Source organism: Aliidiomarina iranensis, from assembly GCF_003987135.1.
GTDB lineage: Bacteria > Pseudomonadota > Gammaproteobacteria > Enterobacterales > Alteromonadaceae > Aliidiomarina > Aliidiomarina iranensis.
Genome location: NZ_PIPJ01000002.1, coordinates 564,596 through 575,371, shown reverse-complemented (window position 1 = coordinate 575,371; position 10,776 = coordinate 564,596). Strand labels below are relative to the sequence as shown.

The window sequence follows — 10,776 nt, the reverse complement described above, 5'->3', positions numbered from 1 at the left end:
CTTGAAGCTCATAACAGGCCGTATATACGAGTGCAGTTTTATCCTGTTCACATCGCGCAAAGCTGGTTAAAAACAAAGTAAAACTATGTCACTAAACAACTTGCGTAATGTGAGGTGTCCATATATGTGCTCGAGCGGTTCGGTGGTGTAAGCCCCTACAGCACGGAAGGCATTCATAGCGGTAACACTCCCTTACTGCACGGAAGCCCCCACCGAAGCATTTGAATATTGCGTGCTGCATGGGTGCGCGGTAGTATCGGGGGATACTGAGGAGAAGTGGTGTGGATAGTAGGTTACAGCGGTTACGTGAAGAAATTGATGCAACGGATTCGGAGTTGGTGCGCCTGTTGGCTCGGCGGATGGAGATTTCGCGGCAGATTGGCGAAGTAAAGCATGATCTGGGGCAACCCTTGTATGTGCCGGAGCGTGAGGCTGCCTTAATTGCAGCGCGGCGGGAAGAGGCCGAAGCGCAAGGTATGAGCGGCGATGTGATCGAAGATGTGTTGCGCCGCGTTATGCGTGAATCCTATCAGCGCCAAAAGCATCAAGGTTTTCGGCGCACCGGCGATGGCCAGCGTAATGTTGTTGTTGTGGGCGGTAAAGGGCAGCTCGGTTCGCTGTTTGCCCGTTGGTTTGAGCTCTCCGGTTATCCCGTTGTGGTGATTGACCAAGATAACTTGCCAGAGCTTGCGGCAGCCACCGAAAATGCCGCGTTAGTGCTGATTTCGGTACCAGTATCGGTAACGCCGGACGTGATCGCTGCATTACCGGAACTACCAAGTGATTGTGTGCTGGCCGATTTAACCTCAGTGAAGCAAGAGCCTTTGGCCGCAATGCTCGCGCAGCATTCGGGGCCAGTGCTGGGCTTACATCCGATGTTTGGGCCCTCGGTGCCAACCCTAGCGAAGCAAACTATTTTAGTGACGCCAGGGCGGGATAGCACCGCGGCGCAGTGGTTGCTCCGGCAGTTCGAAATCTGGGGAACGAGTGTTACTGAACTTACCGCAGAGCAGCATGATAAAGCGATGTCGGTAATCCAAGTAATGCGCCATTTATCTACCTTTGTATACGGCTACCATTTGGCCCATGAAGATATCGACCTGGATGAACTTCTCAGCCTAAGTTCGCCGATATACCGGCTAGAATTGTTGATGGTAGGGCGTTTGTTTGCGCAAAGCCCGGAATTGTATGCCGATATTATTCTCAGTGATCAAGATCAGCATCGCATGATTCGACGCTACTTGAACCGGTTTAGCAATCTTTTAGATGTGATTGAAACAGAGGGCCGCGCTGGCTTCGTTCGCGAATTTCAGGCAGTTGCCCGTTGGTTTGGGCCGCATGCGAGCCATTTCTTGAAAGAATCGGTGAGCTTGTTACAACATGCCGATGATGCAAAGCGCTGAATTCGTGGCGCACACAACTAAATCATATTATAGGTTTCGAGTAACTGGGTGAGTGCATCGGGCGCTACCGGCTTGTGCAATGTTTCATTCATACCTGCATCGCGACAGTGATCAAGCTGAGTTGAACTTTGATGGCCGGTAAGGGCTACGATTGGCGTTTTGTTGAATGCTTCTTGTTGGCGCAACTTTGAACACACTTCAGCGCCAGTGAGATCGTCCATCTCATAATCAAGAATAATCAGCTGAGGTTGCTCTGCTTGCGCCAAAGCAAGCGCTTCAGTGCCGTTGATGGCGCTCACTACTTTTAAAGAATAACTTGCGAGCATCGCTTTCAAAACTTCTAGGCTGATAAAATCATCATCAGCAATGAGTATAGTTTTCATAGTACATCTTTGGTTGAGAGCTTATGTTCAGGTTGCCACGAGCGAACGGTGGGTGTCAATGGCTGCTCACTTACGGTGTGGTTCGTTTAAATGAGCGCCTGAGCTAGTATGCTTAACCAACCGAGCTGAGCCAGCCGAGCTGAGCCAACCGAGCTTAACCAACCGTACTCAGCTAACCGTACTCATTCAAATTTACTTAGCCTAAACGTAATCAGCCTAACCACCAGAAGATCCAAATTAAATTAACCGCCAGCAAAATGAAGCCGTACCCGCCGTGGCGCTGCTTGAGCGCTTCGGTTGCCGAGCTGGTAATCGCTTTCTTACCGGTAATCATTGGGCTGATAAGATTCTTTTTCATCAACAGATACACAAAGATAGCAACAATGTGCAACGCGATAATAGCGAGTATGAAATCGAAGGCTTGTTTATGGTAAGAGGTAAGCAAGCGAACAACATCGTTACTTACGGTACTTGCTAATGGGCCTCGAAAAAATATGGCGTCGTCAGAGAAAAGGCCGGTAATGGCTTGCGCCAGCAGCATAGCTAACATGATAACTACTATGATACCGCCACCGGGATTATGGGTGAGGTGCTCTTTACTGAAAGGGCTTTTGATATAGCCAATAATGGCTTTAGGGCCTTTTAAGAAAGTACTAAAGCGAGCAGGTTGGCTACCAACAACACCCCAAATGATTCGGGTGAGAATCAGAGCCAACATGATTAAGCCAAGCTTGTGGTGGACATCAACAAATTCAATAACGGTATCATTGATTTCAAGATAATCAACGCTGCCGCCGGTGTACCAAAGGCCTGCAAGTACAACCACCAGTAACCAATGAAAGCCACGTATAAAGCCATCCCAAAGCTTAATAACCATACCGCTCACTTCCTGTATTCATTCTCATCATGTTCATGGTTCTGGTGGTGATGTGCTTATTAATTACGATTAAGTTTGCACTTTATTTCGTATCGTTATCCGCACATTAATCGTTACAACAATTGGTTATTTAATCTGCACGTTAATCAGCACGGTATTCATCATGACACTGCTGGCACGTTCTTGCTGCGGCCATGAATTTTGGCCGTAATTCACGCAAACTGGCATCTTCAGAAGCACGGGCTAATTCGTGGGCTGCTTCTTTGAAAGCCTCTGCCTTATCATTAAAATCATCCCAGTTTTCCCAAATACCTGGAAGCGCATCGCTGCCATCGGTAATTCCCGCACCGGCGCCTGAGAAGCCATCAAATGGAATGTAGCTCAAATGTTTGAGTGCTTCTGCCCGCTTTTGAAATGATTCCGCATCGAATTCAATTTCGCCGCGAACCATGCCGGCCATATGGCCAAAATTCTCACGTATCAAAGAAAATGCGCCTTGGCGGTATTTTACGGCTTCATCGGCTTCGGCAAAGGCATCGGCTTTAGCCGGTGCACTGAATTGCAGTGCGGTAAGGGTGATAGCAGCCGTTGCTGCCAGAGTTAGAATCGAGGTAAAGCGCATCATGCGTACTCCTAAGCTATTTAGATTAACTATATACTTGCATTAAGCCCTTGGTTTTGCAAAACCTATGTTATTTATCATGCAAAATAAATGCTTGTAGAGCAAAACCTACCCAATAAAATAACATTTCCGTTGAATAAGGCCAGTGTAACGCAGAATTGTTGCAAGATAATGGCGTTTTCATCCCCTTAACACTGCATTTCATCGGAGGGTGGATTGTACGGAACGGCAATACAGGTTTTAATACTTAATATAAAAGCAACATTTCGCCAACTCATTTTTTGCGCAAGTGTTTTGCGTGCCATTTTGTGAGCGGTGCCATTACAACCAACAGGGGATACCCATGAAGCAACTTCCTATCAAGCGAACAGCCGTGCTGGTTGGCTCGGGTTTGCTTGCAGCTGGATTATCTTGGAGTAGTGTGGCGGATCAAACCACACCAGTTCAGGGCTTATATCAGCACAATCCAAATCTCATTGCATTTACCAACGCCACGCTAGTTACCGAACCCGGAGAGCGCTTAGAGAACGCCACTCTGGTAATGGAAAATGGCATTATTCGTTCCATTGAGCGGAATAACCGAGCGCCACAGGGTGCGCGCGTGATCGATGCTTCTGGTTATACTTTGTATCCAGGGTTTATCGACCCATACTCAAATTATGGTGTGGCCGAGCCTGGTAGCGCAGCGCCGCGTGGGCGTAGCGGAACACCAATTTATAGTAATGAGCGGCAGGGTGGTAATGCATCAAACTCAGCGATTCATGCCGAGAAAAATTGGGTGGATACCTTTCAACCCAATGCTGATCAAGCAAAAAATTACGTGGCACAAGGCTTTACCACAGTACAAAGTGCGCGCCTTGATGGTATTTTTCAAGGCCAAGCCACCACGGTTTCACTCGCCAATACGATTGCGAACGATGCCATTTACCTCGCCAACGGCCAGCACTTTGGTTCTTTTGATAAAGGAAGCTCAACCCAACAATATCCGGCATCCTTGATGGGCAGTATTGCGCTTGTGCGGCAAACGCTTTCAGATAGCCGTTGGTATGCAGAAGCCGCTGGCCTGCAAGCCAGTAATGGACAAGTTGAATTTAATGCCGCATTAGCCGCCTTGGCGGAACTCAGTAATCGTGGTTTAGTTTTTCACGCTGATAACGAACAAAATTTATTGCGCGCGCATCAAGTGCTGAACAGCTTCGAAGTGCCAGTTACCTATGTTGGTTCAGGTTTTGAATATGCCCGTATGGACGATATTAAAGCCACGAACGCGCGATTGATTATACCGCTGAATTTCCCCGCAGCGCCGCAATTAAGCGAACAATATTCCGAACTAGATGTTTCTTTGGCTGATTTGCGCCATTGGGAGCGTGCGCCAAGTAATCCCGCCGCGCTTGCTGAGGCCGATGTGGCTTTTGCATTCACGCTTCATGGTATGGAAAAAGCCGCGGATTTTTGGCCTAACTTACGCAAGGCAGTAGCGCACGGGCTTAGCTCAGAACGCGCGTTGGCGGCACTTACTACGGTTCCCGCGGAGATTGCAGGTGTTGCAAATCAAAGTGGTAAGTTAGCCCCCGGTTTTCGTGGCGATTTAGTTGTGAGCCGCGGCGATTTGTTTGCCGATGGTGAAATCGTATCGGTGTGGCTGCAAGGTGAAGAAACAAAATTACAATCCATGCATCCAGTTGATTTTAAGGGTGAGTGGCAGTTGCAAGCCATGGGTACTGAGTTTACGCTGAATGTATCAGGTAATGGTGCACTGCAAGGTAAGCTAAGTATTGGCTTCAGCGATGAAGCGGGCGATAACGATACAAGTGTAAAGGTAGCAAACCTAAATCAAGCCGATGAGCAGTTGCGTTTCACTGCTAATTTAAATGATCTCGGGATGCCGGGTGTGTTCCGTTTTGCGCTTACTCAATCTTCTTTGAATAGCTTGCAGGGCTCGGTCGTTGATGCCAACGGGCAAACACATCCGCTCATGGCACAAGCGAGCAGCGCAGCTTCTGCGGAGAATGAAGAGGCCTCTGCAGCATCTGCTAACGCGCAAGCAGAGCCTTTAATTAGCCGTGTTACTTATCCAAACGTTGCTTTTGGCCAAGAGCGTTTGCCGGAGCAGCAAAACTTGCACATCCGGAACGCCACGGTGTGGACAGCGGATGACCAAGGTGTATTGGAGAACGCTGATATCATTGTTCGCAACGGCATTATTCGCCGCGTTGGCCAAGATCTTTCTACGCCTCGTGGTTACCAAGTAATTGATGCTACTGGCTTACACGTGACACCGGGCATCATTGATGAGCATTCTCATATTGCCATCTCTCAAGGCGTAAACGAGGGCACCGAAGCTATCACCTCAGAAGTTCGCATTGGGGACGTGGTAAACCCAGATGACATTCACATTTATCGTTCATTGGCTGGTGGCGCTACAGTAGCACACCTGTTGCACGGTTCCGCTAACCCCATTGGTGGCCAAGGGCAAACGATTAAATTGCGTTGGGGCGAAAATGCCGAGGGCTTAAAGTTTCGGGAAACTCCACCTACGATTAAGTTCGCTTTGGGTGAAAACGTGAAGCAAAGCAATTGGGGTGGTGCCAACACCATTCGTTACCCACAAACGCGGATGGGTGTAGCGCAAATTATGCAAGATGCGTTTCAGCAGGCGCGTGAGTACGAACAAGCAAAACGCGATTATGAAAATCTTAGCCGTGCAGAACGCCGCCGCACCGCGCCGCCACGTACCGATTATCGTTTAGAAGCGATTTTGCAGGTGATCAATAGCGAACGCTACACGCACGTGCACTCTTATGTTGCTTCGGAAGTGTTGGCTTTGATGGATGTAGTAGAGCAGCAAGGTTTCAAAATCCACACCTTCACGCACATTTTGGAAGGCTACAAAGTAGCTAAAGAGATTGCGGAGCACGGTGCTGGCGCCTCGAGCTTTGCCGATTGGTGGGCTTTTAAAATTGAGGCCTTCGATGCGATTCCGCAAAATATGTGTTTAATGATGGAGCAAGGCGTTTTAACGAGTATCAACTCCGATAGTAATGATTTACAACGGCGTTTGAATACTGAAGCGGCGAAATCAGTTCGCTATTGCGGTATGAGCGAAGCCGATGCGTTGAAAATGATTACCCTCTATCCGGCGATGCAGTTAGAGATTGATGAATACGTTGGTAGCATCACAGAAGGCAAGCATGCGGATTTGGTATTCTGGAACGCACATCCATTATCTGCTTATGCACAGGTACAGCAAACTTGGATCGAAGGCCGCAAATATTTTGATCGGGAAGCTGATTTACAGGCTCGTGAAGCCGTGAATGCTGAACGCCAAGCGCTTATTCAAAAAGTACTGGGTGCTGGTGAAGAAGCCTATCGTGGCGCAAGTAATGGCTATCGGCAACAACAGCCAACTTGGCACTGCGAAGATAATCATGATGTTTGGTTAGATTGGTTTGGTGATCATCATCATGGCCACAGCCACGAGCTTGGAGGCACAGAATAATGAAAAAAGTAATACGATCGTTAGCATTAGGAATGGCAGTGGCAAGTACCCTATTAGCGGGTAGCGCAACTGCGAATAACATTGTACCCGGAGCGCCTCAAAGTGCGCCTGTGTTGTTGCAAGGCGGCACTGTGCATACGGTAAGTGATGGCGTGCTAGAAGGCGCCGATGTGATTTTTGCCGATGGTAAAATTGTAGCCGTGGGTAATAACCTTAGTGCGCCTGAGGGTGCGCGGATTCTCGATATTACCGGGCAACATGTGTATCCGGGCTTTATTGCCCTCGATACAACATTGGGCTTGGTAGAAATGGAAGCGGTTCGTGCAACGGTGGATACCAACGAGGTGGGGAACTTTACCCCTGAGGTACAAGCACATCATGCTTACAATGCGGATTCGAATGTAACGCCAACAATCTTGTATACCGGCATTACCCATGCGCAAATTGTGCCAGAGGGTTCGCTGGTTCGCGGGCAATCAAGCTTATTAAAACTAGATAGCTGGAATTGGCGTGATGGCCTGGAGCAAAGTGATTTAGGTATTCACCTCTCTTGGCCGCGAGTTGGGTTAAATACCGCCTGGTGGGAACGCCGTTCGCCAGAAGAGCAAAAGCAAGCTCAAGCTCGGCAACGGGAAGAGTTAGCCGAAATTATGGAAACTGCTGAGGTGTATCATGGTGCGCGGGAAAGTGGTGTACAAACTCGTATTGATCGCCGTTGGGAAGCCATGCGCGGCCTATTTAGCAAAGAGAAAAAGCTTTTTGTACATGCTGATGATCGGCGCCAAATTGAAGAGGTACTGGCTTTTAACGAGCGCCACGGATTTGATTTGGTGTTAATGGGCGGCCGCGATGCTTGGATGCTAGCAGATGCCATTGCCGCGGCGGATATCCCGGTGGTGTTTGGTTCCCCATACGGTTTGCCTGCTCGGGTAGATGAAGCATACGATACCGCTTTCTCAACGCCAGCTCGGTTGGCCGAGGCCGGTGTTGAATTTGCCATTGCGTACCCGGGTTTCTGGGATGTGCGTAATCTAGCATTTGCGGCCGGTAATGCGGTTGCTTTCGGTTTGGATTACGATCAAGCGGTAGCGGCGATTACCCATGCGCCGGCGAAAATTCTAGGTGTTGAAGATCGCCTAGGTTCAATTTCCGTAGGCAAGCAGGCTACTTTGATTGTATCTGCGGGTGATGCTCTTGATCACCTAGGGCAACGAATTAACTTTATGTTTATTGGTGGCCGCGAGGTTGATTTAACCAATAAGCAAAAAGAGTTGTACGAGAAATATCAGCAACGTGCTGATTCTGAGTAAAGGTTTCTCGAGAGGCTGGCATAAATATGTTGGCTGAAAAACAAAAAAGTGCCGATTTGTCTCGGCACTTTTTTTGTTTCTTGTTTGTTTTTCTATGGGCTGTGCTAACCTAAGGAAGTAAGCATGAACACAGGAGTAAGATCATGAGTTTGCACACAGAATATGCCAATGATGGCAAGCACTTCATAATTCATATTAAAGGGAAATTTGATTTCGGATTAGTTCAGGAGTTTCGGCAATCTTATGATGGTTTAAGCGATCGAGTAACTACAGTTATTATTGAGCTTAGAGAAACCGATTACATTGATAGTTCAGCCCTAGGCATGCTGCTAAACATGCGGAAATCTCTAGGAGCAGGTAGCCGTAACATTCATTTGATTAATTGTCGGCCAGAGATTCGTCAGATTTTAGATATCTCCCGTTTCGATAAACTATTTATTATTGATTAAGATAACGTGCGCGTACTCATTGTCGATCAGGAGAAAGCAAGTCAAGAAAGCCTAGTTAACGTGATTCATAGTTTGGGTTACGAAACTCGCTGCGTAGCTATTGGTAGCCAGGCTATCGAGGTTTGCAACGAATTTGCTCCTGATATAGTGCTTTTAGATGTTGCAACAAACGACATCGCCTTGAGTACTTTGGTGCCTGAGTTAAAAGCGCAAACTTCTTCAGTATACCTACCGATTATTTTATTAGCTGATGTAGATAACACTGCGTTATTAGATAGATACTTACAACAAGGGGGCGATGATTTTCTCACCAAACCCTTTAATGCCATTATCTTTCAGGCGAAAATTCGTGCGCATATTCGTACTCGAGAACTGAGCCGATCGGTTGCTGAGCAAAATCGAAGTTTGGCTTGGCATAGCGAGCACATGCAACAAGAGCATCGGATTGTGCAAAATATTTTCTCCAATGCATTGAGCCGAAGCTTACAAGATTTTGCCAATATTCAAACCTACTTGCGGCCTCACACTATTTTCAATGGCGATCTCTACTTGTTGGCGCGCGGCCCTTTGGGTAACTTATATTTACTTCTAGGCGATTTCACGGGCCATGGTTTACCTGCGGCAATTGGCACTTTGCCGGCATCGCAAACGTTTTTCGCAATGGCTGAGCTTGGGGCTCCTGTAGGCCAAATCGCAGAAGAAATTAACCGCCAACTTTATCAACTGCTTCCAGAGAGTATGTTTTGCTGCGCGACAATCTTAGAACTATCCCCTTCAGGTGAGCGCATTAGTTGGTGGAGTGGCGGCATGCCACCGGCATTATTAATTTCGCCCACTAATGAGATAAAAGAGCATTTACAGCCACAACATATGCCACTGGGCATTTTATCGACACCGGAATTTGAAAGTGGTATCACGATAACGCGTGCCACGCCAAAAGATAGATTATTGCTGTATTCAGATGGCGCTATTGAAGTGGGTGCACAGCAAGGCAATTCTTTTGGTTATGAGAATTTTAAAACGCTTGGTAAAGCGTGCCGTTGGCAGCTCGATGAACTAGCCAGTGAGATTGAGCGCCGCATCGAGCAAGATGGTTCGGAAGATGATATTTCCTTGGCGCTTTTACATTGCATACCAACCGGCCTAAGCCCAAAGGAGAAACAGCAGGAGCGCTTAAAATTACCTTTTCAGATTGTTACTCGCTTGGGCCCAGAGGAAATCCGTGGTGTTGATCCGGTAAGCACGATATTAAGCGGCTTATCGCAATTGGAAGGGTTTAAAAAATTTAAAGCGCCACTGTATACGGTGCTGGCCGAAGCCTATAACAACGCTGTCGATCATGGCTTGTTGCGTTTAACATCGTCGGCTAAAAGCTCGTTAGATGGTTTTGAAACCTACTATATTGAGCGCAGCCAACGGTTAATGCGATTACAACACGGATATGTTGAGATAATTTTGCAGTATGTACCAAAAGAAGGCTGTATTTACGCAAAAATTTCCGATTCTGGGCAAGGTTTTAAGGCCACAGGGAACTCAAATCAAGGGGATGAGTATACCTTCGGCCGCGGTTTGATGTTGATGAAAGAACTTACTCAAGATTTAGTTTGGAGCGACGATGGCCGCTGCGTGGAATTCACTTTTTCGGTTCGCTAACTTATGTAAAAGGCAGCGAAAATAGGTTGCTGTGGAGTAAGCGAGTTTAGCTGCTAAAGAAACGATAGAAAATCAAAAACCAAAAGCGGCAGAAAGATGCACCAAAAAAACAGGCAAGATCAACCTCCGCTCAATTTTACTTTATAGCCTTGCTGTTGCAGATATTGCATACAGGTTTCGCGCTGATCACCCTGAATCTCAATGGTGAATTCTTTTACACTTCCGCCCACACTGCAACGCTTTTTCAAGGCTTTGGCTAATGGTTTCAAATCATTTTCGCTCAAGCCGAGCCCTTCAATTACGGTAACCCCTTTACCTTTTCGGCCTTTCGTTTCGCGGCGAATTCGCACAATACCATCAGTTTCTGGAATCACTGGTTCGGCTTCCGGTTCGCCGATACGGCCTTGGTCGGTGCTGTAAACTAAGCGAGAAAGCTGATCGCGCATAAAAACTCCATTTGGTGAAAAAAAATCCAAGTTGAATCGCCGTGTTTGCGATTAAATATGAATGATAGCAAACAGGATGTTTGACACTCGGCATAGATACTGACAATCTTAGTTCATTATAGAATATAAGCTTA

At 47.3% G+C, this 10,776-nt stretch carries 9 protein-coding genes; 5 read left to right on the top strand and 4 right to left on the bottom strand.

Annotated elements, in window-relative coordinates; genetic code table 11:
- The first annotated feature begins 281 nt into the window (after positions 1 to 281).
- Positions 282 to 1,403 (top strand): bifunctional chorismate mutase/prephenate dehydrogenase, encoded by a 1,122-nt coding sequence (gene tyrA / locus CWE08_RS05690; RefSeq protein WP_126766516.1) that lies wholly within the window; start codon positions 282 to 284, stop codon positions 1,401 to 1,403.
- A gap of 17 nt (positions 1,404 to 1,420) precedes the next feature.
- On the opposite strand, the gene CWE08_RS05685 is transcribed toward tyrA, so the two are convergent.
- From CWE08_RS05685 to CWE08_RS05675, 3 genes are all read right to left on the bottom strand, one after another.
- Positions 1,421 to 1,786, bottom strand: a complete 366-nt coding sequence (locus CWE08_RS05685) for a response regulator (protein WP_126766513.1) — start codon at positions 1,784 to 1,786, stop codon at positions 1,421 to 1,423.
- A gap of 211 nt (positions 1,787 to 1,997) precedes the next feature.
- A complete protein-coding gene (locus CWE08_RS05680; protein ID WP_126766511.1) occupies positions 1,998 to 2,663 on the bottom strand; it encodes a cytochrome b/b6 domain-containing protein in 666 nt (221 codons plus the stop codon).
- A gap of 142 nt (positions 2,664 to 2,805) precedes the next feature.
- Positions 2,806 to 3,288: a c-type cytochrome gene (locus tag CWE08_RS05675; RefSeq protein WP_126766508.1), complete on the bottom strand. Its 483-nt coding sequence runs from the start codon at positions 3,286 to 3,288 to the stop codon at positions 2,806 to 2,808.
- 340 nt (positions 3,289 to 3,628) lie between these two features.
- Here CWE08_RS05675 and CWE08_RS05670 point away from each other — a divergent pair, with 340 nt between their 5' ends.
- From CWE08_RS05670 to CWE08_RS05655, 4 genes are all read left to right on the top strand, one after another.
- Positions 3,629 to 6,784, top strand: a complete 3,156-nt coding sequence (locus tag CWE08_RS05670; protein ID WP_126766505.1) for an amidohydrolase family protein — start codon at positions 3,629 to 3,631, stop codon at positions 6,782 to 6,784.
- Positions 6,784 to 8,094 carry an amidohydrolase family protein gene (locus tag CWE08_RS05665; protein ID WP_126766503.1) on the top strand — a complete coding sequence of 437 codons (1,311 nt, stop codon included), beginning with the start codon at positions 6,784 to 6,786 and terminating at the stop codon, positions 8,092 to 8,094. The genes CWE08_RS05670 and CWE08_RS05665 overlap by 1 nt, the downstream gene beginning before the upstream one ends.
- Positions 8,095 to 8,237: 143 nt before the next feature.
- Entirely contained in the window at positions 8,238 to 8,543 is a 306-nt protein-coding gene (locus tag CWE08_RS05660) for an STAS domain-containing protein (protein ID WP_126766500.1), read from the top strand.
- A 6-nt stretch (positions 8,544 to 8,549) separates the two neighbouring features.
- On the top strand, positions 8,550 to 10,196 hold the full coding sequence (locus tag CWE08_RS05655; protein ID WP_126766498.1) for a SpoIIE family protein phosphatase: 1,647 nt from the start codon (positions 8,550 to 8,552) through the stop codon (positions 10,194 to 10,196).
- Between the two features lie 119 nt (positions 10,197 to 10,315).
- On the opposite strand, the gene yciH is transcribed toward CWE08_RS05655, so the two are convergent.
- Positions 10,316 to 10,642 carry a stress response translation initiation inhibitor YciH gene (gene yciH / locus CWE08_RS05650; protein WP_126766495.1) on the bottom strand — a complete coding sequence of 109 codons (327 nt, stop codon included), beginning with the start codon at positions 10,640 to 10,642 and terminating at the stop codon, positions 10,316 to 10,318.
- Positions 10,643 to 10,776 lie beyond the last annotated feature (134 nt).

What these genes read in the sequence shown, in the direction of transcription:
- CWE08_RS05665 (WP_126766503.1), top strand. Translation starts at nt 6,784, where the DNA reads ATGAAAAAAGTAATACGATCGTTAGCATTAGGAATGGCAGTGGCAAGT.
- CWE08_RS05685 (WP_126766513.1), bottom strand. Translation starts at nt 1,786, where the DNA reads ATGAAAACTATACTCATTGCTGATGATGATTTTATCAGCCTAGAAGTT.
- CWE08_RS05675 (WP_126766508.1), bottom strand. Translation starts at nt 3,288, where the DNA reads ATGATGCGCTTTACCTCGATTCTAACTCTGGCAGCAACGGCTGCTATC.
- CWE08_RS05680 (WP_126766511.1), bottom strand. Translation starts at nt 2,663, where the DNA reads ATGGTTATTAAGCTTTGGGATGGCTTTATACGTGGCTTTCATTGGTTA.
- CWE08_RS05670 (WP_126766505.1), top strand. Translation starts at nt 3,629, where the DNA reads ATGAAGCAACTTCCTATCAAGCGAACAGCCGTGCTGGTTGGCTCGGGT.
- CWE08_RS05660 (WP_126766500.1), top strand. Translation starts at nt 8,238, where the DNA reads ATGAGTTTGCACACAGAATATGCCAATGATGGCAAGCACTTCATAATT.
- yciH (WP_126766495.1), bottom strand. Translation starts at nt 10,642, where the DNA reads ATGCGCGATCAGCTTTCTCGCTTAGTTTACAGCACCGACCAAGGCCGT.